We start from the raw sequence: 21,243 nt of genomic DNA, 5'->3' as shown, positions 1-21,243 counted from the left end.
GGGTCTCTATCAACTGCGGGGCAAGTAGCGTGCCTGCCCCAAAACTGGAGCGATGCATGGACGATCAATCCTCGAATGACGGTTCCGGATCAGGCCAGCCCGTCGCAGGCCGGCGTGGGCTGCTCAAGGCGCTGGCGGTGGGCGTGCCCGGCGCCGCCTGGGCCGCCCGCGCGGCAGGTGCTCCCTCTGCGCCCGCCCCCGCCGCCGGCAACCCGGAAGGCCAGGCGGCCATAGCGCCCTCCGCCGCCCGCACCCTTCGATTCTTCAACGCCCAGGAAGCCCAGGCGATGGACGCCATCGCGGCACGCTTGATTCCCGCCGACGACTTAGGCCCCGGCGCAAAAGAAGCCGGCGTCACCTATTTCCTGGATGGCCAGTTGGCGGGCGCCTGGGGCGCGGGCAGCCAGTTCTACCGACAAGGTCCGTTTGAAAAAGGCACGCCCGAGCAGGGCTACCAGTTGTCATTCACGCCGGCCGAGATGATCCGGCGCGGTTTGGCCGCGCGGCACGCCGCGACCCGCAAGCAAGACGGCAAACCCTTTGCAGAACTAGATGAAGCCAGGCAGGACGCCTGGCTTCATGACTTGCAGGCGGGCAAAGTCGATTTTTCTCCGCTGCCGTCCGACATCTTCTTTCAGGCCTTGCTGGACGGCACGATCGAAGGCTTCTTTTCCGACCCGCTCTACGGTGGCAACGTCGACATGGTGGGATGGAAGCTGGTGGGATTTCCCGGCGCCTATGCGTCCTTCTCCAACGATATCGAACGCCATGGCGTGATTTGGGCGGGCAAGCCCGTGTCCATCGCCAATGCGGTGGGCCACAAGATGAAACCGGGAGACGGACATGGCTAAAACGCTACCCCCCGTGGACGTCGCGATCATCGGCGGCGGCTGGACGGGTTCCATCATCGGCAAGGAGCTGGCTGCGGCCAAGCAACGGGTGGTGGTGCTGGAACGCGGCCAGGCGCGTTGGCCCTCCCCTGATTTCCAGGGCCCCAACGTCCACGACGAATTGAAGTACGCCCGCCGCCACGAACTGCACCAGGACGCGGCCACCGAAACCTTCACGTTTCGCAACAGTACGGACCAGAAGGCGCTGCCCATGCGCCGCTGGCAGTTTGCGTATCCGGGCACGCACCTGGGCGGCGCGGGCAACCACTGGTCGGGCGCGTACTACCGCTTCGATCCCACCGACTTTCGCATCCGCAGCCACTACACCGAGCGCTATGGCGCGAAGATTTTTGACAAGGAACTGAGCTGCCAGGACTGGCCCGTCAGCTATGACGAGCTGGAGCCCTATTTCGACCGGTACGACTATTTGATCGGCGCCTCCGGCCAGGCCGGCAACATCAAGGGGCAAAAGCAGGAAGGTGGCAACCCCTTTGAACCCTGGCGCTCGCGGCCCTATCCGAATCCGCCCATGAAGGTGCCCTACGCGCCCGCGCTGTTCGGCGAAGCCGCGCGCAAACTGGGCTATCACCCCTATGTGCAGCCCTCGGCCCTCTGTACGCGCCCTTATGTGAATTCCGAGGGCCTGCACATGAGCGCCTGTGTGTACTGCGGGTTCTGTTCCAACTTTGGCTGTGAGCATTTCGCCAAGGCCTCGCCGCAGGTCTGCATCTTGCCCGTGGCCATGAAGATGGAGAACTTCGAGATCCGCACGGGCGCGCACGTGCTGCGCGTGGAACTGACGCCGGACAAGAAGCGCGCGCGCGGCGTGACCTATGTGGACGCGGCGGGCGAAGAGGTTTTCCAACCGGCCGAGGTTGTGGTGCTGTGCGCCTTTGGCATCAACAACGTGCGCCTGCTGCTGCTCTCGGGCATCGGCAAGCCTTACGACCCCGCAACCGATACCGGTGTCGTGGGCCGCAACTACACCCACCAGACCACGTCGGGCGTGAACCTGTTTTTCGACGAGTCGATCAATATCAACCCGTTCATGGGCGCGGGCGCGGTCGCCGTGACCATGGACGATTTCAGCGCCGACAATTTCGACCACGGGCCACTGGGGTTTGTCGGCGGCGGCTATCTGCAGATCCAGGTGGTCAGCGGCGCGCCCATCGGCTTTCATCCCACGCCCAAAGGCACGCCCACCTGGGGCTCCGACTGGAAGAAGGCCGTCAAGCGTTACTACAACCATTCGGCGTCCATCACCATCACCGGGTCCGCTCAGCCCTGGCGCGGCGGTTACCTGAGCCTGGACCCCACCTACAAGGACGCCTGGGGCCTGCCGCTGCTGCGCATCACCTACGACTTTCCGGACAACGACATCCGCATGTCGGCGTTTCTAACCACCAAGGGTGACGAGATCGGCCGCGCCATGAAGGGCATCGTGCGGACCGAGCCCGGCCCGCGCAAACGGCCTTTTTCGGCAACGGCCTACCAGTCCACCCACCTGACCGGCGGCGCGGCCATGGGCGACAACCCCGACACCAGCGTCGTCAACCGTTACGGGCAAAGCTGGGACGTGCCGAATGTGTTTGTGACCGGCGCTGCCTTATTCCCGCAGAACTCGGGCTACAACCCGACAGGCACCGTGGGCGCCACCGCCTACTGGATCGTCGAAAAAATCAAGGCGGACTATCTGCGTTCGCCGGGACCGCTGGTGTGATCATGATTGAACATCGCAAAGGCATATCCGTCGCCATCCTGCTGATCATGGCGCCGCCGCTGGTCACGTTGATCGCCACGGCGCACCAGATGATCGGCACCGGTGGCGACGGCCTGATCCGCGCCAGGGCGGTCACGGCATCGGCGCAACCCGCGACCGCGTCACCCGCAGCGCCAGCAGCAGCTGGCCCGGCCGCGCCGCCCCAGGCTGCGGCGCCCACGTCCGCGCCGCCACCGTCCGCGCCTGCCAAACCCGCCACCCCCGTACCCGGCCGTAGCGCACAGGACTTCAGCGCGTCGCGTCCGGAATGGGAGAACTTCCTGCGCGATGCCGACCCACAAGCCGGCAAGCAGCTTGCCGCCAATGGCAAGCCCGCGGCGGGCGTGCAGGCCTGCGTGGCCTGTCATGGGCAAGCCGGAATCACGCCTACCGGCGGCATCTTTCCGAATCTGGCGGGTCTGAGCAGCGAGTATCTGGCCAAGCAACTGGCCGACTTCCGCAGCGGCACGCGAATCCAGCCATTGATGAATACGGTGGCGCGCGCGCTGACCGAGCAGGAAATCGGGCAGGTGGCGGCGTACTACGGCACGCTGGCCGGACCGCCGATGCATGTGGGCGAATTCGGCGGCGAAGCGGCACGCAAGCTGGATGTGCAAGGCGACGGCACGCGCGCCCTGCCCGCTTGCGCGAATTGCCACGGCCTGCGCGGCATGGGTGAAGGCCCGCTGTTGCCGCGCCTGGCGGGGCAGTCGCGGGAGTACTTCGTCGACCAGATGAATGCCTTTCGCAGCGGCTCGCGGCAGAACGATGACGTCGGCGTCATGCGCGCGTTTGCGCAGCGTCTGACCGATAGCGAAATCCAGGCATTGGCGGCCTACTACGCGGGGCCCGCGCCCAAGCCGCAATAAGCGGCATTACTGGCTAGGGCTTAGCAAGTCCGACAACGCGTCGCCCAGTTCCTTGACCGCACCGGTCACGCCTTGGGCGGCGCCTTCCGCGCCCACACCGATCGCGCGGCCGAAGCCCTGCGCCACTTGCGCGGCGAAACCGCGCGTGACCGAGAACTTGGGGTTGTCCAGGCTGCCGCGCAACGCGAACTCGAATCGCAGTGCGCCGGTCTTGTCCTTCATGGCTGCCAGCACCGCCTTGCGGGGCAGCGAAAATACCGAACCATCACCGCTGAATTTCAGCCCACGCAGCGCCACAACGCCCGACGCCCGCAAATCTTGCTTGGTGATGGCGGTGCTCATGTCCAGGTCCATCGCGCCGCCCGTCAGCGTGCCGGCGCCGTTTTCCGCCAGGTACGGCGCCGCGTGTCGGATATCCATATTGCGCACCGCGACCTTCATTTCTGAATCGGTGCCGCCGATTTCCACCCAGCCCTGGGCCCGCACCGTCGATTCGCCATTGCGGTTGTCTTCCACGTCGCCGGCGAATTCAATGTTGCTGCGCACGCTATCGCCCGGAATCATCACGGGGCTCAGCCGCGCCCGCACGTTCTTGAAAGGGATACGGTGTGCGGGCGTGGCCACGGCGGCGTCAACAAAGTCCAGCCGCCCGTCGCGCAGCACCAGTTGCGCGATGTCGATTGGCATGCGGCCGCGCGTGCGCCCCTCGCCCGCTTGCAGCGCCGTCTTCAAGGCGGGCGCAATCTGCATATCGCCGTTGTCGGTGCGCACGACGGCAAAGTCAAAGCCCTCGACGGTGACGGTGTTGAACACCGCTTCATGCCGCAGGAAGCCGGACCACTTGGGCTCCAGCACGATCCGCTTGGCGCGCGCCTCGGCCTGACCCGACGCGCCCGGTACCACGACGTCGGTCAACACCACTTGCCGGAACCCGACCTGTACGTCGCCGACCTGGCTGCGCGGCCCAAGCAGGCTTGAAACGCGCTGTTCAACAATACGGACGGCGGCAAACGCAAGAATCGCCGCCAGCGCCATCAGCATCAACAGCACCGCCAGGGTCGACCCCAAGGCGGAGCGCTGGCGCGATGCGGGAGCAAGCGAATTCATGAGCAATCCTGGTTAGAGCCAACGGGAGCGCATGACCAAAGTGCATGGTCAGAGCGCATGGTCGAAGATACGGCCACATATTTCAATGGCCGAAAAGGATGATGGCAGCAAACCGGGGCCCCAAGCAAATGGCCCCGGCCGCGCCTGTCAGGGGCGAGGCCGGGGCCGTCGGGATACGCGCTGCCGGTATGCGGTCTCAAGGCGCGATCAAGGCGCTAGCGTTGCGTCTTGTTTTGCTGGCCGGGGTTCTGGCCTTGCTGGCCTTGACCCTTGTCGATCTGCTGGCCGGGTTGTTGCCCCGACTGCTGACCAGGTTGTTGGCCCGATTGCTGGTTGCGGTCCTTGGGGTTTTCCTGGGCCTGTTGTTTTTGCGGCTGCTTTTGCTGGTCGGGCTGGTTCTGATTGGACATTACAAGTCTCCTAGAGGGCGGAACAACTCCGCTGGACTTGCTGTCGCAACTGACGTGCCCAAACGCCCTGCGCGTGGGGCTTAGGTGCGGGAGGCGGTCGGGGACGGGACGATTCCGGTAAGAATTACCGCTCCTGCGGGGCTACTGCGTGGTCACACGCACAGGCGGACCGGGCTCGGCATCGGCGCCGTCGAACGCCTCGATCCAGGACGACGCATAGGTAGCGGAGGCGGCCAGCGGCGCTATCCCGTCGCGTTGCGTGCGCAGCCGCAGCATCAACTCGTCCAGCGTCATGGGTCGGCCCAACGCGAAGCCTTGGCCGTAGCGGCAACCCGCTGCCCGCAAGGCGGGGATGTCGGCCACGTTCTCGACCCCCTCGGCCACCACCCGCCACCCCATGCGGGTGGCCAGCTCGGCGGCGCTGCGCAGCACTTCGAACGCCACGGCGCTGCGCCGCATGCGCGTCACGAAATACTGGTCGATCTTGACTTCGGAAAGCGGAATGGCCGACAGCAGCTTCAATGAGGCGTGCCCGGTGCCAAAATCGTCCAGGCTGACCTCGCAGCCCGCGTCCTCCAGCTTCATGAGCGACGCGCGCAAGACGTCAAGGTCCTTGATGGGCTGGTCTTCGGTGAGTTCGACGCGCACCAGCGAGGCCGGCAGTTCCGCCGCGCGGATACGGTCAAGCAGGAAGGCGACCGAGCGGTCGTCGGCAAGCGTCGTGGCCGGCGCGTTGATCGCGATCGGCACCGCGACGCCCATTCGGCGCATGGTCAGCAGCACATCGATCACGCGCAGGCAAACGCGTTCGAACAGTTGCTTGTCCATACCCATGCGATTGACGGCAGGAATGAATTCGGCAGGCATGACCAGCCCAAGCCGGGGATGCTGCCATCGCGCCAGCGCCTCGGCCGACACGATTTTCCCCGTGAGCAAATCCATTTGGGGCTGCAACAACACGCGCAGCCCATCTTTTCCTGCAACCATGGTGGCGATTTCATCATCGCTGACCACCGAGCTGGTTGAAGCCTCGTGATTCGGCGTCATGTCAACGCTCCTCGCATGTCCCTGGATAACGCCTGCGCTGTCCGGGCGCAGATAGGGACACATTGGGACATGAGTTCACTCTTGGCTTGCCGCTATTGCGTCACCCACATAACCGGTGACGCCATCGCAAATGTTTTTTTATGCCATTTCGCGCAATTGTTCCAGGCAAATTTGCGTGTTTCAGTCCATTAATTCACATTAATGTAACCAGCCGTATATGCCAACGCCCTTGTCGACATGCTAGGGTTTGCCTCCTGCGCATTCTCTGCCTGACTTCTGCCGTATTCCCAGCGTGACAAAACTGCTTTCCCTCTGGCGCGCCTCGCTGCGCAACGTGCTGTGGCTGGACGCCCTGCAAGCCGCCGCGATCAGCGCGGCCCCCGTCATCCTGGCCGTGCTGGTTCACGAGCCGCGCCTGGGCTGGACCGCCATCGCCGCCTTCTGGGCCTGCTTCGGCGCCCCCGGTGGGCCGCTGCGCCAACGCGCGGGCTCCATGCTGGCGCTGGGACTGATCGGCGCCCTCTTCTGTTTCCTGGCCAGCGCCAGCGCCAGCCACCTTTGGCTGCTGCTGCCGCTGACCTTCGCCTGCTGCACCTTCGGCGGACTGCTGCGGGTGCTGGGGCCCGCCGCCGCCATTGTCGGCACACTGCTGTCGGCCGGCTTCGTGGTGGCGGCGGAATTGCCCGCGCCCACGCTGGCCGAGAGCCTGTCCTACACCCTGTTCTTCCTGGCCGGCGCGGTCTGGGCCATGTTGATGACGGCCCTGGTCTGGCGCCGACGCCCCTGGAAAGACGCGACCCATGCCGTTGCGCACTGCTATCGCGGCCTGGCGGACTTCGCCGATGCCTTGGCGCGCATGTATTCGGGCCTGACGGTGTCAGGCGTGACCCCAGCCGGCGGGCCGCAGGCCTGGACGGCGGTCACCAAACCGCAACGCAGCGCACAGCGGGCGGCGTTGGAAGCCGCCCGCGTGCGTATCCGCGAAGTGCAGGACACCCGCCCGTCGCGCCGTGCACGGGCGCATCAATTGACGTATCTGCTGGACAGCGCCGAAGACAGTTTCATTGCGCTGGTCGCCGCGGCCGACCTGCTGGAATCCAACGCGCCACGCTGGCTGGGCCGCAGCGCCGGCGCGCATCTGTCCCATGCGCTGCACCGCTACGCCAGCGTCTGCAACGCCATCGCCAGCACCTCGGACGTCAGTGACGCCAAGCAGGCGCAATGCCTGCGGGAACGGCTGGCGCACTTCAGCGCCGGCCTGCACGACCTGCGCGGCGGCGCCATGGCGTATGCGCCTGATCTGGCCTCGGTGGTGCCGGTCCTGGACCGCATGCTGCAAACGGCCCAATCGGTCATGCAAGCCATGTTCGACCAAGGCGACGCGCCGACAGCGCCGGTTCAAGTCCCCAGCCTGGCAAGCCGCGCGCGCCAGGCCGCACGCACCCTGCGCCAGAATCTGGGCGTGGAATCGGATGCCTTCCGCCATGCCTTGCGCGTGGGCGTGGGCGCCACCATCGCCGTGGCGCTGTCCAAGACCTTCGCCGTCAATCACGGCTACTGGATGTCGCTGACCCTGGTCTTCATCCTGCAACCCTACTTCGCCACCACCTGGCAGCGCACGCTGGAACGGGTGATCGGCAGCGTGGCGGGCGCCATCGGTGCGTCCTTGCTGGGGCTATTGCTGAGCACGCCGCTGTCCGTGGCCTTGGCGGTGCTGCCCATCGCCCTGGGCACCTTCGCCGCCCGCACCATCCATTACGCGCTGTTCACCTTTTTCCTGACCTCGCAGTTCGTGCTGGTCAGCCACATCCAGCAACCCGACATCTACGAACCCATGCTGGCCGCGCTGCGCGCCTTCAACAGCGTGCTGGGTGGCATTCTGGCACTGCTGGTGGGGTTTCTGGTGTGGCCGGAAAAAGAGCCGCGCCAATTGGCCGACGCCTTGACCCGCGCGCTGGAACGGCACGCCGCCTATGCCCTGGCGTTGATCCGGCTGAAGAGCAATGCCAAGACGGATACCGCCGCCGTCGACATTGTTGGCCTGCGTCGCCTGGCCTGCCTGTCGGCCGACAACGCCGAAGCATCCTTGCAGCGGCTGCAACAAAACCCCGTGCACCGTGACCGCAAGGTCGACACCGCCGTGAACCTCTTGAATGCGATGCGGCGCATAACCGCCGCCGGCACCGTGCTGGAAATTCAACCGCCCTTGCCGCCCGACGCCTCGACGGCCGCCACGGCGCTGCAAGATTACGGGCTGGTGCTGGCGCATGCCTTGCACCCGCAGGACCACGCACCGGCGGCGTCCCCACGCCAATTCGCGGTACCGGCCGCCGTGCTGTCGGCCGCCCCCGCGCTGGCCGGTCCGCTGGACCGCATTGCCCAGCAGGCGCGCCAGGTACGGCAACTGCGCGACCGCGTTGAAAAGGAAGCGCCGCGTTAACAACGCGATCGCGCAGTCGACATAGTTGATACTGGCTTGATGCGCATCAAGGGTCGGCCCGCCGGAACGCGCAACCATGGCGACATGGGACGCTTATCAAGGAGGCCCGCCATGTACCGACGCATTTCCGTCCACCTGGACCACGGATTCGATTGCAACCGCCGCACCGCCTTGGCGCTGGCGCTTGCCAAACAGCATCAGGCGGATCTGGTGGGCATTTATGCCAGCGCCGCGCCGCCGCAGTATTACTACGGCGAATCCGTGCTGATGTCGCGCACGCTGAACGTCATGAAGGAATTGCAGGCGCAGAATCGGGGCGCGGTACAGAACGCCTTCCTGGAGGCGGCCGCCGCCGCCGACGTGCCCGCCTTCGTACGCGCGGGCGACGCCGCGCCGAGCGCCACCGTTGCCCTGCACGCCCGCAGCAGCGACCTGGTCATCGTCAGCCAATACAACCGCGACGACGTCGAAGCCGCGCACGAGACCGAATTCGTGGAACAGATGCTGCTGACCGCCGGCCGGCCCGTGCTGGTGTTGCCGTCAAGCGGTGATTTTTCCGGGGTGGGCAGCCGCGTGCTCTATTGCTGGGACGGCAGCCGGGAAGCCGCCCGCGCGCTGGCCGACGCCACGCCCGCCCTGCGCCTGGCGTCGCATCTGGTAGTGCTGACCATGGACGAAGGCGCAAGTGTTGCGAAGCACGAAGGCGTGCCCTTTGAAGATCTGGCTACCTATTGCGTGGCGCACGGCATGCCCGCGCCGGACCATGTGAACCGCGTCATCAAGGGAGTGGGCGTGGGCAGCACCATCCTGAATGCCGCCGCCGACTACAGCGCGGATTTGATCGTGATGGGCGCTTACGGCCACAGCAAGTTCCGCGAATGGGCCATGGGCGGCGCCACCGCGTCCATCCTGAAAAGCATGACCGTGCCGATCATGTTTTCGCACTGAAGCGGGTGCGACGCGGGCGGGGTGCTCAGGCGGGGTGTTCAGGCCGCTTCCGCGTGCGCGTCCAGCACCGGGGTCAACACAGGCTTGCCACCGAAATGCGCCGTGGCGTTTTCCAAAAACAGCGCCACGGTTGCGGCCACCGCCTCGGGTGAACGCCCCGCGCTATGCGGGGTCAGCACCACGTTGTTCAAGCGCTTGAGCGCATCGGGAATATGCGGCTCGCCGTCCACCACATCCAAGCCCGCGCCGGCGATACCGCCACTGGCCAGCGCGGCGATCAGCGCGTCCGTGTCGACCACGCTGCCGCGTGCAATGTTCACCAGATAGCCCTCCGGCCCCAGGGCTTGCAACACCTGGGCATCCACCAGATGTCGCGTGCCCGCGCCGCCCGGCGTGGCGATGACCAGGAAGTCCGACGCGGCGGCAAGCTCGCGCGGGTTGTCGAAATAGGTGTAGCCCGATTCCGGGCGCGGCCGCCGGTTGTAATAGCCCACGCGCATGCCGAACCCGTTCGCACCCCGGCGTGCGATTTCAAGGCCGATGGTGCCCAGGCCCAGAATACCCAGGCGCTTGCCGGTCACCTGCGGCCCCATGAACCCGTTCCAATTTCCTTGGCGGACCCAGGCATCGGCCTGCGGCAGATGGCGGGCGGCGCCCAACAGCAGCGCCATCGCGTGGTCGGCCACCGACACAGCATTGGCGCCCGGCCCGTTGGTCACCACAATGCCGCGCGCGGCGGCCGCGGCCAGATCAATGTTCTCGTAGCCCACGCCAAGCGAACAGACCAATTCCAGCTTCGGCATGGCGGCCATTTCGTCGGCGCGCAGGCCGGTGGCGCCGCGCGTCAAGACGACGCGAATGTCGTCGGCGTGGTCCAGGATGGCTTGTTCACGGGCTTTTTCGGTGGGCGCGTAGACGGGCCGAAAGCCGCGCGCCTGGATCTCGGGCAGGTAGTCCTGCACGCTGTCGATCAAAATCAATAAGGGAATGGTCATGTTGCTGCTGCGGGGTGGCGGATCGATGTCGGCGAAATCTTACGCCTGGGGACCCGCACGCGCCACTCGCCGTCCAGGCAGCGGCCATTCCTTGCAAAAGCTGGCGGCCCAGCTCAGCGCGGGGGCGCCGCGCTGGGCCGGGGTAGCCATCAGAACGCTATATGCGTCCCATCAGCAGCATCACGATCAGCACGATCACGACAATGCCAAGCAGGCCGCTGGGGTAGTAGCCCCAGCCTTTACTGTGCGGCCACGCCGGTACAGCGCCGATAAGCAGCAGGATCAGAATGATCAGCAGGATGGTCGACATGATGACTCCTCGTCGTTATTGATTCGAATTCTTGGGTGGCAAGCGGGCATCAGCGCTTAGGCGGCTCAATTTCCCTGACCGGCGGCGATAGCGGCGGCAGATCCACTTCGGGCTGGTCGGTATCCGGGTCCACCGGCAAATCCCCGGGCGGCGAGCCAGGCGGAATCGGCTCGGGCTTGGGCGGCACGTGTAGATACTGTGTGGCTTGCATGGCACTCTCCTGTAGAGATCATTCGCGGATCCCGCAATACGGCACGGATCCGAAACAATCGATTCGCGGACATTTGTCGCTGGCCTTCTTTCAGCAAGCGCCGTGCCCAAACTTTCAGCTTGCCGCAAGCGCCGCCCGGGCACGGCGTTTGCTTGGGTCACGCGCCCGCTGCGCGCGTCAGTTGCACGCGCCAGTTGCACGCGCCAGTTCCCGGAGACCGCATGGACACCCGCACCCCGCTTGCCGACGCGGCGCCTGCCGCCGTTGATCCCCCCTTGGTCTATGTGGATGACACCCTGCCCGGCTATCGCCGTGTGCGGGTCAACGGCAGCACCTTTCATTACCTGGACGCAGACGGCAAACGCATTACCGATGACGCCGAGATCGCACGCATCAACAAGCTTGCGATACCGCCCGCGTACGAAGACGTTTGGATCTGCCCCCTGCCCCATGGCCATCTACAAGCCACCGGCCGCGATGCGCGCGGACGCAAGCAATACCGGTATCACCCGTCGTGGGCGGCGTTGCGCGATGCGGGTAAATACCAGAACCTGCTTGCCTTCGGGCAAGCGTTGCCCCGCATCCGGCGCCGCGTGGCGCTTGACATGCAGGCGCGCGGCCTGACCCAGGACAAGGTGGTGGCCACGCTGGTGCGCCTGCTGGAAACGACCTTGATCCGTATTGGCGCGCGCGAATACGCGCGGTCCAACAAATCGTATGGCCTGACCACGCTGACGCGCCGCCACGCCACCGTGGCAGGCAGCAGCTTCCGCTTCCGGTTCGTGGGCAAGAGCGGTGTGCCCCACGACGTCACGGTGCGGGACCGCCGGGTCGCGCGCATCATCAAGCGCTGCCTGGAAATCCCGGGGCAGCAATTGTTCCAATACCTGGACGAAGACGGAGACAAGCATCCGGTGGACTCGGGCGCGGTGAACACCTATCTGCGCGCGGCGGGCGACGGCGACTTCACCGCCAAGCACTACCGCACGTGGGCCGGTTCAGTCATGGCCTATGCCGCCTTGCAAGACCTGCCCGCCGAAAGCGCAACGCAGGCACGCCAAAACGTGGTCGATGTGATCAAGCAAGTATCCAAGCGACTGGCCAACACGCCCGCCGTGTGCCGCGCCTGCTACGTGCACCCGGCCCTGCTTGATGCCTATCTACAGGGCGTCTTGCCGGCAAAGGGACGCGCACCGGGCGGCCCGCGCGGCCTGCACGCCGACGAACGGCGGCTGCTTGCATTCCTGAAGGATTTGCCGCCGATGGATGCGCCCGCGCCGCCTCAACCGTCAGAACAAGTGTGAGCGGGCGTTCTTCGCGCGCGGTTGCGGCGCGTCGCCATCCGCCCAATTTGATTCGGTCTGGTTGTCGACCACGGCGCGCTTGTCGCGTGCGGCTTCGTCGGGGGTCGAGGCGTCTGGTTTGACCGGTTGTTTCGGCACATCGACGGGGCCGCGCGGCGGCAGTATCTTTGCGGTGTCATCGGTGCCGGCCGCCTTGCGAGTGGCGGTGGCGGGTTTCGAAGCGGATCGGGATTTCATGACGCTGCCTCCTGTCTGGTTTCGAACTTTCATCCTACGGCCGCCAACGACGCGAAACCGCGGTCAGTATCTTCAAATTGCAAGCGGATGTGCCCGGCGCAGGCCCGGCGCGCCTTTGCCAAGCACCCTGGGCACTCACAAGGAGATGCAATGCGAGACCCAAACTTCGAGCAATGTGTGCAAGCCTGCTACGAATGCGCGGTGGCTTGCGACCAGTGCGCCGCGGGGTGTTTGGAAACCAACGCCACGCGGATGAAGCGCTGCATTAGCCTGGCCACGGATTGCGCCAGCGTTTGCCGTCTTTGCGCGGCCATGTTGGCGCGCAACGGCGAATTTTCTACCGCGCTTTGTACGCTATGCGCTTTGGTTTGCGATGCTTGCGCCCGCGCTTGTGCGCCATACCAGGACGTAGAGCATTGCCAGATCTGCGCCGGGGCTTGCCTGGCGTGCACGCTGGCATGCCAGGACATGCTCGAGGCTTGACGCTTCGACACGCCACGCGGCCGCACGGGCAGGCCAGCGTTGGCGCCTAACCAGCCCGATTGCCAGGAGCTTTTCGATGGCCTCTACGAACACCCCTTTGCCTTCCGACTTTCCCGAGAGCGGCCCGGACAATCGTGGGTCGCGCAGCCGCGCGCGCCATCCGGAAAGTTGGATCGACGAAATCGAAGCGACCTTGCGCGATGCCGACCCGAGCGACCTGGATGCGCTCAAGGCGCGCTTGGCGGATCAGTTGGCGGCCACCCGGCGCAGCCTGCGCGACGCCTCTGACAACGCCGGCGACCTGATGCGCGAAACCATTGACTGCACGGAAGAATATATCCACGCGCGCCCGTGGCAAGCCATCGGGCTGGTGGCCGGCGCGGCGTTCTTGTTCGGCGTCGTTGTCGGCCGCCAATAAGAAACCACCCGCACCGCGCCAACAAGGTCCGGGCCGGCGTGTAGCCGGGTCCGGACCTTGCCTTCAAACCCGATTTCAGGCTTTGCCCTTAGCCCGGTCCTCGGCCTTCTCCTTTGCATCGCCGTAAGCCGCTTGCGTCTTGCCGGCAACCTTCTGCGCCGTGCCCTTCGCCTCGGTGGATGCACTGCCCGTGGCCTTCCCGGCTACTTCCTTCACCTTGCCGGTGGCTTCCTCGACTCTGCCCTTCACCTGGTCTTTGTTCATGGCTGTCTCACTTTCATCGCGTTGATGGATTACCGGCGCAGGGTCTGCGCCGTATGGGCTGCTACGCAAGCGACGTGCCCAAACCCGCACAAGGCCGCACAAGGCCGCGCAAGGCCGCGCAAGGCCGCTAAGCAGCCTCCCCGACGTCTCCTTGACGCCTGCACGCAGGAACAAGGTTTGCTCCCTGCCCTGTCAAGGCGCGCGTTCCGCGCCAAGTCACAAGGAGCCTGACCATGAGCCAACCGAAGAACACCGACACGGGCGCCCGCCCGCATCCCACCCCGCCCATGCCCGGCCAGCATCTGGACAAGCCCGGCAACGAATCGGACATGGTGCTCAAACCGCAATACCAGGCGCCGGGTTACGCAGGCAGCGGCAAGCTCAAGGGCATGGCCGCCATCGTCACGGGCGGTGATTCCGGCATCGGCCGCGCAGTCAGCGTATTGTTCGCGCGTGAAGGCGCCGACGTCGCCGTGGTGTACCTGGACGAGCATGAAGACGCCGAAGAAACCCGCCGCGTGGTCGAAGCCGAAGGCCGGCGCTGCGTACTGATTCCGGGCGACGTGCAAGACCCCGCCTTTTGCAAGAACGTGGTGGCGCAAGCCGTCAAGGAATTTGGCAAGCTCGACATCCTGGTGAACAACGCCGCCTATCAGCAGCACACCGAGAAACTTACCGAGATCAGCGACGACAAGTGGGACAAGACCCTGCGCACCAACATCACCGGGTACTTCTACATGGCGCGCGCGGCGCTGCCACACTTGAAGACCGGGGCATCCATCATCAACACCGGTTCCGTGACCGGCCTGCGCGGCAGCGCCAAGCTGCTGGACTATTCATCGACCAAAGGCGCTATCCATGCATTCACGCGCTCGCTGGCAGCCAACCTTGCGGCTGACGGCATACGGGTGAACGCGGTGGCGCCAGGCCCTGTCTGGACGCCGCTGAACCCGGCCGACCAAAGCGCCGAGGCCATCAAGGAATTCGGCAAGAAGACGGACTTGGGCCGGCCCGCGCAACCCGAAGAGATCGCGCCCGCCTACGTGTTCCTGGCGGCGCCGGTCTGCGCCAGCTACATCACCGGCATCGTGCTGCCCATTACCGGCAGCGCGGGCGACTGATCAGGACGGTATCAAGACGGCATCAAGGCGTGGGCGTGGGCGCCTCGACGGTTTGGGGCGGTGTCAGCGGATCAAAGTCCTGCCACTTACCGTCACGCCAACGCCCTTGTGCGCGTTCGATGTCATGTCCGCCGGACTCTCGCAGCACACGCCGCGCCCGCGCCTCCTGCTCGGGCGACACATGCAGCGCCAACATGACGCCAGCCTGTCGAACGGCAGGGTGGGAATCCTGCATCACCGGCGACGCCGCGCTTTTGCGCCGGCCTCGACCCACAATCCACATGGCCCCGGCCAATGCGCCGATATACGCACCCACGCCCGCGGCGGCGATAACGATGAACACTGAGGCCGCTATCTGAGCGGCGATTGCCCCGCCCAACAAGGCAAACAGCAACCCCAAGGCGGATGCGCCAGCCACCGCGCCGATGTGCCCGCCTTTCGCGTCCGGGTCCGCCAGGCGGTCTCCCCCAAGCGGATAGCGGGAATGCCCCCCTGCCGTATTGATATAGAACGTATGGACGTCGTCTTCGGTAAACCCTTCCTTGAATAGATTCTGGGTGGCCACGGAGGCCTGGTCGAAAGTGTCGAACCTTGCGGCAACGATCAAAGACATAGCGCTCTCCCGTATGCGGACACAAGCCAATGCAGCAACTTGCATACCCAAGCGCGTCGGCACGGCGCTTGCTGTAGCACCGGTGCCAGCGCACCGATGCGCAGCGCTGCCCCAGCGCGGCTCTGCCACTGGGCTTGCCTGTTCACGCCATCCCTGGAGACTGCCATGCCCCACACTACACCCCCCGACATTCGCTCCCCTGACGACAGCGGCCGCCCCGATCTGGGCCCCAGTGATTCGTCCGATTCGGCCAGCGACCTGCCGCCCGAACGGGCCCACACCGATAGCGACTCGCAGGCCACCGGCGAACGGGAAAGCGTTGATCCCGACCTGCGCGAGGACGATGGCGACGATATTGCGCCCGACCACGTCACCGACGCGGACGACGCTGGCGTGTCCCATTCGCCGCCCGATCCGGTCCGCAACGGCGGTTGATTCCCCACGGCCATTCGCGGGTAGCGCGCAGAGGCGCCGCCCGAGGCCGGCCATCATTGGAGCGAGCCAATCATGAGCATGTCGGGCGAAAGTGAAAATATTTCAGAACATCAAGAAGATTTTTCCGCGCGTCCCGCACCCCGTGCGCGCGAACTTTCCTGGCTGGATTGGACCGCGTTGATCCTGGTGGTGGCGGGCGGTTTGAATTGCGGCTTGATGGCCGCCGTCAATCTGGACGTCTTCGCCAAGGTGTTTCCCGCGACCGCGGTGCGCGGCATTCAGGGCCTGATCGGCTTGGCCGCCCTGCATTGCGTGGTCATGCTGTTTCGATGGGGCGAGGAGCCGGGCTGAACGCCCGGCCCGGTTCAGTTGTTTGCCTTGCGCGTGCCCGGATACTGGCCGCCCTCTTCGAATTCCGGCCCCTTGGTGTTGGGCTTTTTATCCGCCGGCCGCTTGGCGGGCTGGACGGCCTCTCCATACCCAGGCTTGTCCGCGCCAAACTGCCCGCTGTCGCGCGCGGCTTCCGCTTCGTCCTTGGGTTCGTTTGCCTTGGTTTTGCCTGGATCCTGCTCGCTATTTTGTGTCATCTCGTTCTCCGTATCGCGTCATGCGCGGCCTTGTTGCGCAAGCGCCGTGCCCGACGACATGGGCACGCCACTTGCTTAAGCGGGTGTACGTCCATCGCAGTGTGGGCACTACCCGAGGAGTCAGCCATGAATCTGTCCAGAACCGTTTGCCCCGCTATTGCCTTGTGCTTGTCCGCCCTTGCATTCCAGGCGGGCGCGCAAACGCCCCAAGGTGGCTCCGCACCATTGCGCACGGATGACCAGATCGACAACCAGTACAAGATGGACAAGAAGGCGTGCGACGCCATGAAGGGCGACCAGAAGGACGTGTGCGTAAAACAGGCCGACGCCACCCGCGACAAGGCGCGCGCCGACGCCCGCGCGGGCAAGGAAAAGGCTGAAGCCAACCATGAAGCCGCCAAGGCCAAGAACGACGCTGATTACAAGGTGGGCAAGGCGAAGTGCGATGCGCTGTCAGGCAACGCAGAAGATGCCTGCATGGCGGACCTGAAGACCCGCCACGGCAAGTAGACCGCTGGCGCGGTCAGGCGGCATTGCGGGAATCGCGCGATCCGGCGTCTTCGCCGGGCAGCACGATTCCGGCGGCCGCGTATTCCTCAAGACGGTTGTAGAGCGTCTTGGGGCTGATGCCGAGCATCAGCGCGGCCTGCTTCTTCACGCCATTGCAACGTTCGAGCGTGGCCAGGATCAAGCGCCGGTCAGCCTCCGCCAGCGTTTCGCCAACCGGCACGCTGACTTCACTGGACGCCGCATCACCGGCCGGCGAGACCTGCGGGGCCAACATGTCCACGCCCAGCACATCGCCGTCGGCCATGATGAAGGCGCGGCGCACAAAGTTCTTCAGTTCGCGCACGTTGCCGGGCCATTCGTACTGCTTGAGCGCTTCGGCCGCCTCGGGTGAAAAGGCCTTGTTCTTGCCGGACTCCTGGTTTTGCGCCTGCAGGAAACGGCGCGCCAGGAACAGGATGTCGTCGCCGCGTTCACGCAAGGGCGGCAACTCGATCGGGAATACGCTCAGGCGGTAGTAAAGGTCTTCGCGCAGCTTGCCTTCCTGCACCGCCTGTTCGGGATTGCGGTTGGTGGCCGCCACGATGCGGATGTTGCAGTTGATCTCGCGATTCGTCCCCACGCGCATGAACTGGCCCGTTTCAAGCACGCGCAGCAGCTTGACTTGCAGGTCCAGTGGCATCTCGGTCACTTCGTCCAGGAACAGCGTGCCGCCGTCCGCGCGTTCGAAGTAGCCCTTGTGCTGGCGGTCGGCGCCGGTAAAACTGCCGCGCTCGTGCCCGAACATTTCGCTTTCAATCAGGTTCGGTGAAATCGCGCCGCAATTGACGGCAATGAACGGGCGCTGGCGGCGCGTGCTGAGTTCGTGAATGGCATGCGCGGCCAGTTCCTTGCCGGTGCCGCTTTCGCCGATCAACAGCGTCGTGACGTTCGTGGGCGCGACCCGCCCGATCTGGCGATAGAGCTCGACCATGCGCGGCGATTCGCCGTACAGCTTGCCGAAGCGGCCAGGTTCCTCGAACGGCATGCCAGGCAGTTCACCGCCGGCATTGGTCACCACGCGCGTCAGAATTTCATTCAACCGTTCCATGCAGATCGGCTTGACCAGGAAATCGCTCGCGCCCAGGCGCAGGGCCTGAACCGCGTAGTCGACCGTGCCATGGCCGGTCATCACGACAACTTCGGCGCTGGCCACGGCCGCATTCTTGAAGATGTCCAAGCCGTTGCCACCCGGCAAGCGGACATCGGTCAATACCAGATCCGGCGCTTGCCGTTCCAGCTGTATCAGCGCATCTTTGATGCTGCCTGCCACTGCAACCGAAAAACCGCTGTCGCGGCCCATTTCGGCCAGTGTTTCCCGGATCGCGTCGTCGTCATCGACGACAAGCAGATGAGGCATAGCTTCTCCGTGTAGACGTGCGAATTGGTGGTGGATATATCGTCACGCATTTATCAATACGAGGATAGACAGTCTCGCCGCATAATGCGTAAACAATCGATACTGTCCACTAAAGTTTTCGAATACTTGCAACTGGTCGCAATCGCGCGACGGACGCCCCACTACGATTATGCAGTCGCGTTAGGCCCCGGCGGCCCGAGGTAAAAGTATGGCAAATCGCACCACCGCGCGGCGTGACAATGCGCCCGTGTCCCCGGTTACTCGCATGGACGTTACCGGCATGTCTGCCGTCATGCAAAAGTTGGCATCACAATTACAACTGGCGGCGGCAACCGATGCCAGCGTCTTCATTGTGGGCGAAAGCGGCTCGGGTAAAGAGATCATCGCCCGCGCCATCCATGACGCCAGTGACCGGCGCGGCGCGCCGTTCGTCGCCGTGAACTGCGGCGCAATCAGCGGCACCCTGGCCCATGCCGAACTCTTCGGCCACGAAAAAGGCAGTTTTACCGGCGCGGTCGCGCAGAACGCAGGCTACTTCGAATACGCCAGCGGCGGCACCCTGTTCCTGGACGAAGTCACGGAAATGCCGCCGGACATGCAGGTGCACTTCTTGCGCGTGCTGGAAGTAGGCACCTATCAGCGCGTGGGCGGCACAGACTTGCTGCGCGCCAATGTGCGCATCATCTGCGCCAGCAACCGCGACCCCGCGGCGTCCGTCGCCGACGGCCGGCTGCGTCAGGATTTCCTGCATCGCCTCTTGGTCATTCCGCTGCGTGTGCCGCCGCTGCGCGAGCGCGGCGACGACGCCGTGATCCTGGCGCAGCAGTTCCTGGATACCCTCAACGCACGGCACGACACGCAGAAGACATTCTCCAAGCGCATGCTGGAGGCCATCGCCCAGCATGACTGGCCGGGCAACGTACGGGAACTGCGCAATGTCGTGCAGCGCGCCTACATCCTGGCGGATGCGCAGCTGGAGGCCAACCTGCACACCCGTCCCCCGGCCACCCAACATGCCGAGATGCGTGAAGGCGCCATGAGTTTCCCCGTAGGCATGCCGCTGGACCAGGCGCAGCGCGCCTTCATCCTGGCCACCCTGGCGCATCATGGCGGCGACAAGCGGCGCACGGCCGACACGTTGGGCGTCAGCTTGAAAACCTTGTACAACCGCTTGGACGTCTACGAAAAAGAAGGCTTGGCCGGCGGCTGAGCAGTTCTTACATCCCGCTTGTAATACGGTCGCTGTCCCAGGCGGCTGCCCCGTGTCCGCCCGCCCGCAAAACGGGCTGGCACGGATCTTGCATGAGTCTTGAGAGGTACCGCCCTTTGGCGGCTTTCATTCAGGAGACTCGATTGGGCCACCCCTCGCAAGAATTGCGCCTGCGCCAACAAATGACGCTAGCGCCTCGCTTGCAGCAGTCTGTCAAGCTGCTGCAGATGTCGGCGCTTGAGTTCACGACCGCGGTGGAACACGCGCTTGCCACGAACCCTTTTCTTGAAGACGGCGACGAGCAGGACAGCGAACCGTCTTCAAACGGCGATTCCATCAAGCCCGGCAACTATGCCGACGCTAGCGAGTCTGCCGCCGAGCCTGCCGCGGCTTCGCCCACCTCGGAAGCCGATGACCCCATTCCCGACGCGCCCGCCTATTCCGGCGACTACCCGACCCAACTGTCCAGCGGTGGCGACGGCAAGGACATGGGGCAATGGGTGTGCGCCACCGTCTCCATGCGGGAAAGGCTTTCGGCGGATCTGGGCAACTACCATCTGGAGCCGCGCGACCGCCTGTTGGCCGAATTCATCATCGACGCCCTGGACGACGACGGCTACCTGCGGGTGCCCTTGACCAGCCTGTGCGACCCCGCCCATTCCGCGTTCAGCCCCCCGCCTGATGAAGGCGAATGGCTCGCCGCGCTGCGCCTGGTGCAGCAATTGGACGCGCCGGGCCTGGCGGCGCGCGATTTGACCGAATGCCTGTCGCTGCAATTGGCCGCCGCGCAATCGGTGGAACCGGCGGTGCGTGATCTGGCGCTGCGCATCGTGCGCGAACATCTTGATCGCTTGGGTAAAAACGATTCCGCGGGTCTACGACGCCTGTTGGGCGCTTCCGAGGATGCGATCCGCGAGGCCTGCGCCCTGATCCGCAGCTTGAACCCCAAGCCGGGCTCGCGCTATAGCGCCGAGGCGCCGGTGTATGTGGTGCCGGACGTGTTCGTGGACAAGTGGCATTCGCGCTGGCGCGTCCTGCCCAACCGCAACGCCATGCCGCAAGCGCGGCTGCACCGCACTTACGCAGACCTGTTCCGTCGCGCGCGCCTGGATGACCGCAGCCCGATGGCGCAAGAGTTGCAAGAAGCCCGCTGGCTGGTGCGCAATGTAGAGCAGCGCTACACGACGATCCAGCGCGTGGCGGAAGCCATCGTCAAGCGTCAGCAGACTTTCTTTGAATACGGTGAAGTGGCGTTGCGTCCGCTGATGCTGCGCGAAGTGGCTGACGATCTGGACATGCACGAATCCACCGTGTCGCGCGCCACCGTCGGCAAATACATGGTGACCCCGCGCGGCGTGTTCGAGTTTCGCCATTTCTTTTCGCGTGAACTGGCGACGGAATCGGGCGGCTCGTGTTCGGCCGCCGCGGTTCGCGCGCTGATCAAGGAAATGGTGGAAGCCGAAGATCCGACCATGCCCTTGTCGGACGTGGCCCTGACCCAGCAACTGGCGGCCAGCGGCATTCTGCTGGCGCGGCGCACCGTGTCCAAGTATCGCGGGCAATTGCGCGTGCCGCCGGCTGAACTACGCAGGCAGCATTAAAACTGCATCGCGGATGCAACCCTGGCGGCCTGGGTTCCTTTCATGAATCCAGGCACGTAAAAAAGGCTTCCCAAGGGA

The 21,243-nt window shown here is 64.9% G+C and carries 25 protein-coding genes; 14 read left to right on the top strand and 11 right to left on the bottom strand.

The window, feature by feature from the left end:
- Positions 1–56 precede the first annotated feature (56 nt).
- From ACE04A_RS17030 to ACE04A_RS17020, 3 genes are read left to right on the top strand one after another with little or no spacing between them, the layout of a single operon-like run.
- On the top strand, positions 57–851 hold the full coding sequence (locus ACE04A_RS17030) for a gluconate 2-dehydrogenase subunit 3 family protein (protein WP_485820331.1): 795 nt from the start codon (positions 57–59) through the stop codon (positions 849–851).
- A complete protein-coding gene (locus ACE04A_RS17025) occupies positions 844–2,610 on the top strand; it encodes a GMC family oxidoreductase (protein WP_448718813.1) in 1,767 nt (588 codons plus the stop codon). The genes ACE04A_RS17030 and ACE04A_RS17025 overlap by 8 nt, the downstream gene beginning before the upstream one ends.
- A gap of 2 nt (positions 2,611–2,612) precedes the next feature.
- Positions 2,613–3,518, top strand: a complete 906-nt coding sequence (locus ACE04A_RS17020) for a c-type cytochrome (RefSeq protein WP_448718812.1) — start codon at positions 2,613–2,615, stop codon at positions 3,516–3,518.
- A 6-nt stretch (positions 3,519–3,524) separates the two neighbouring features.
- Here the strand turns inward: ACE04A_RS17020 and ACE04A_RS17015 are convergent, their stop codons facing one another.
- The 3 genes from ACE04A_RS17015 to ACE04A_RS17005 all read right to left on the bottom strand — a co-directional run bounded on the left by ACE04A_RS17015 (position 3,525) and on the right by ACE04A_RS17005 (position 6,082).
- The gene (locus ACE04A_RS17015) at positions 3,525–4,625 is read right to left on the bottom strand and encodes a DUF748 domain-containing protein (RefSeq protein WP_448718811.1); all 1,101 of its coding nucleotides are present in this window, start codon (positions 4,623–4,625) and stop codon (positions 3,525–3,527) included.
- A 215-nt stretch (positions 4,626–4,840) separates the two neighbouring features.
- On the bottom strand, positions 4,841–5,035 hold the full coding sequence (locus ACE04A_RS17010; RefSeq protein WP_050444732.1) for a hypothetical protein: 195 nt from the start codon (positions 5,033–5,035) through the stop codon (positions 4,841–4,843).
- A gap of 141 nt (positions 5,036–5,176) precedes the next feature.
- A complete protein-coding gene (locus ACE04A_RS17005; RefSeq protein ID WP_448718810.1) occupies positions 5,177–6,082 on the bottom strand; it encodes an EAL domain-containing protein in 906 nt (301 codons plus the stop codon).
- Between the two features lie 292 nt (positions 6,083–6,374).
- On the opposite strand from ACE04A_RS17005, the gene ACE04A_RS17000 reads away from it, so the two are divergent.
- Both ACE04A_RS17000 and ACE04A_RS16995 read left to right on the top strand, forming a co-directional pair.
- Positions 6,375–8,522, top strand: coding sequence for an FUSC family protein (locus ACE04A_RS17000; protein ID WP_485820330.1), 2,148 nt, complete (start codon positions 6,375–6,377; stop codon positions 8,520–8,522).
- A gap of 111 nt (positions 8,523–8,633) precedes the next feature.
- On the top strand, positions 8,634–9,470 hold the full coding sequence (locus ACE04A_RS16995) for a universal stress protein (RefSeq protein WP_448718807.1): 837 nt from the start codon (positions 8,634–8,636) through the stop codon (positions 9,468–9,470).
- A gap of 38 nt (positions 9,471–9,508) precedes the next feature.
- Here ACE04A_RS16995 and ACE04A_RS16990 read toward each other — a convergent pair whose 3' ends face one another.
- The 3 genes from ACE04A_RS16990 to ACE04A_RS16980 all read right to left on the bottom strand — a co-directional run bounded on the left by ACE04A_RS16990 (position 9,509) and on the right by ACE04A_RS16980 (position 10,986).
- Positions 9,509–10,465 carry a 2-hydroxyacid dehydrogenase gene (locus ACE04A_RS16990; protein WP_448718806.1) on the bottom strand — a complete coding sequence of 319 codons (957 nt, stop codon included), beginning with the start codon at positions 10,463–10,465 and terminating at the stop codon, positions 9,509–9,511.
- 157 nt (positions 10,466–10,622) lie between these two features.
- Complete coding sequence (locus ACE04A_RS16985; protein ID WP_006222114.1) at positions 10,623–10,775, bottom strand: DUF3309 domain-containing protein; 153 nt, start codon at positions 10,773–10,775, stop codon at positions 10,623–10,625.
- Positions 10,776–10,824: 49 nt separating this feature from the next.
- Positions 10,825–10,986: a hypothetical protein gene (locus ACE04A_RS16980; RefSeq protein ID WP_259247509.1), complete on the bottom strand. Its 162-nt coding sequence runs from the start codon at positions 10,984–10,986 to the stop codon at positions 10,825–10,827.
- A gap of 221 nt (positions 10,987–11,207) precedes the next feature.
- On the opposite strand from ACE04A_RS16980, the gene ACE04A_RS16975 reads away from it, so the two are divergent.
- Positions 11,208–12,290 carry a DNA topoisomerase IB gene (locus ACE04A_RS16975; protein ID WP_448718803.1) on the top strand — a complete coding sequence of 361 codons (1,083 nt, stop codon included), beginning with the start codon at positions 11,208–11,210 and terminating at the stop codon, positions 12,288–12,290.
- Here ACE04A_RS16975 and ACE04A_RS16970 read toward each other — a convergent pair.
- A complete protein-coding gene (locus ACE04A_RS16970) occupies positions 12,276–12,527 on the bottom strand; it encodes a hypothetical protein (protein ID WP_259247511.1) in 252 nt (83 codons plus the stop codon). The two genes, ACE04A_RS16975 and ACE04A_RS16970, sit on opposite strands and share 15 nt — an antisense overlap.
- A gap of 87 nt (positions 12,528–12,614) precedes the next feature.
- Between ACE04A_RS16970 and ACE04A_RS16965 the strand changes: the two genes are divergently transcribed.
- Both ACE04A_RS16965 and ACE04A_RS16960 read left to right on the top strand, forming a co-directional pair.
- Positions 12,615–13,010 (top strand): four-helix bundle copper-binding protein, encoded by a 396-nt coding sequence (locus ACE04A_RS16965; RefSeq protein WP_481716586.1) that lies wholly within the window; start codon positions 12,615–12,617, stop codon positions 13,008–13,010.
- 76 nt (positions 13,011–13,086) lie between these two features.
- A complete protein-coding gene (locus ACE04A_RS16960; RefSeq protein ID WP_259247513.1) occupies positions 13,087–13,428 on the top strand; it encodes an ElaB/YgaM/YqjD family protein in 342 nt (113 codons plus the stop codon).
- Between the two features lie 75 nt (positions 13,429–13,503).
- Here ACE04A_RS16960 and ACE04A_RS16955 read toward each other — a convergent pair whose 3' ends face one another.
- Positions 13,504–13,692 carry a CsbD family protein gene (locus ACE04A_RS16955; protein WP_100855801.1) on the bottom strand — a complete coding sequence of 63 codons (189 nt, stop codon included), beginning with the start codon at positions 13,690–13,692 and terminating at the stop codon, positions 13,504–13,506.
- 233 nt (positions 13,693–13,925) lie between these two features.
- Between ACE04A_RS16955 and ACE04A_RS16950 the strand changes: the two genes are divergently transcribed.
- On the top strand, positions 13,926–14,813 hold the full coding sequence (locus ACE04A_RS16950) for an SDR family oxidoreductase (RefSeq protein ID WP_448718801.1): 888 nt from the start codon (positions 13,926–13,928) through the stop codon (positions 14,811–14,813).
- A 22-nt stretch (positions 14,814–14,835) separates the two neighbouring features.
- Here ACE04A_RS16950 and ACE04A_RS16945 read toward each other — a convergent pair whose 3' ends face one another.
- Positions 14,836–15,426: a hypothetical protein gene (locus tag ACE04A_RS16945; RefSeq protein WP_279996211.1), complete on the bottom strand. Its 591-nt coding sequence runs from the start codon at positions 15,424–15,426 to the stop codon at positions 14,836–14,838.
- Positions 15,427–15,591: 165 nt separating this feature from the next.
- Here ACE04A_RS16945 and ACE04A_RS16940 point away from each other — a divergent pair, with 165 nt between their 5' ends.
- Positions 15,592–15,861 (top strand): hypothetical protein, encoded by a 270-nt coding sequence (locus ACE04A_RS16940; RefSeq protein WP_448718800.1) that lies wholly within the window; start codon positions 15,592–15,594, stop codon positions 15,859–15,861.
- A 72-nt stretch (positions 15,862–15,933) separates the two neighbouring features.
- Positions 15,934–16,212 carry a DUF378 domain-containing protein gene (locus ACE04A_RS16935; protein WP_259247518.1) on the top strand — a complete coding sequence of 93 codons (279 nt, stop codon included), beginning with the start codon at positions 15,934–15,936 and terminating at the stop codon, positions 16,210–16,212.
- A gap of 14 nt (positions 16,213–16,226) precedes the next feature.
- Here the strand turns inward: ACE04A_RS16935 and ACE04A_RS16930 are convergent, their stop codons facing one another.
- Positions 16,227–16,448 carry a hypothetical protein gene (locus ACE04A_RS16930; protein ID WP_259247519.1) on the bottom strand — a complete coding sequence of 74 codons (222 nt, stop codon included), beginning with the start codon at positions 16,446–16,448 and terminating at the stop codon, positions 16,227–16,229.
- 126 nt (positions 16,449–16,574) lie between these two features.
- On the opposite strand from ACE04A_RS16930, the gene ACE04A_RS16925 reads away from it, so the two are divergent.
- A complete protein-coding gene (locus ACE04A_RS16925; RefSeq protein ID WP_259247520.1) occupies positions 16,575–16,958 on the top strand; it encodes a hypothetical protein in 384 nt (127 codons plus the stop codon).
- A 13-nt stretch (positions 16,959–16,971) separates the two neighbouring features.
- On the opposite strand, the gene ACE04A_RS16920 is transcribed toward ACE04A_RS16925, so the two are convergent.
- Positions 16,972–18,354 (bottom strand): sigma-54-dependent transcriptional regulator, encoded by a 1,383-nt coding sequence (locus tag ACE04A_RS16920; protein WP_259247521.1) that lies wholly within the window; start codon positions 18,352–18,354, stop codon positions 16,972–16,974.
- 265 nt (positions 18,355–18,619) lie between these two features.
- On the opposite strand from ACE04A_RS16920, the gene ACE04A_RS16915 reads away from it, so the two are divergent.
- Together ACE04A_RS16915 and ACE04A_RS16910 are read left to right on the top strand one after the other, a co-directional pair.
- On the top strand, positions 18,620–19,564 hold the full coding sequence (locus ACE04A_RS16915) for a sigma-54 interaction domain-containing protein (RefSeq protein WP_259249259.1): 945 nt from the start codon (positions 18,620–18,622) through the stop codon (positions 19,562–19,564).
- 182 nt (positions 19,565–19,746) lie between these two features.
- Positions 19,747–21,165, top strand: a complete 1,419-nt coding sequence (locus tag ACE04A_RS16910) for an RNA polymerase factor sigma-54 (protein ID WP_424917696.1) — start codon at positions 19,747–19,749, stop codon at positions 21,163–21,165.
- Positions 21,166–21,243 lie beyond the last annotated feature (78 nt).

It is taken from the genome of Achromobacter colocynthidis (assembly GCF_057334535.1).
Note: the sequence above shows the minus strand (reverse complement) of the source record. Positions and strands in the feature narration are given on the sequence as shown.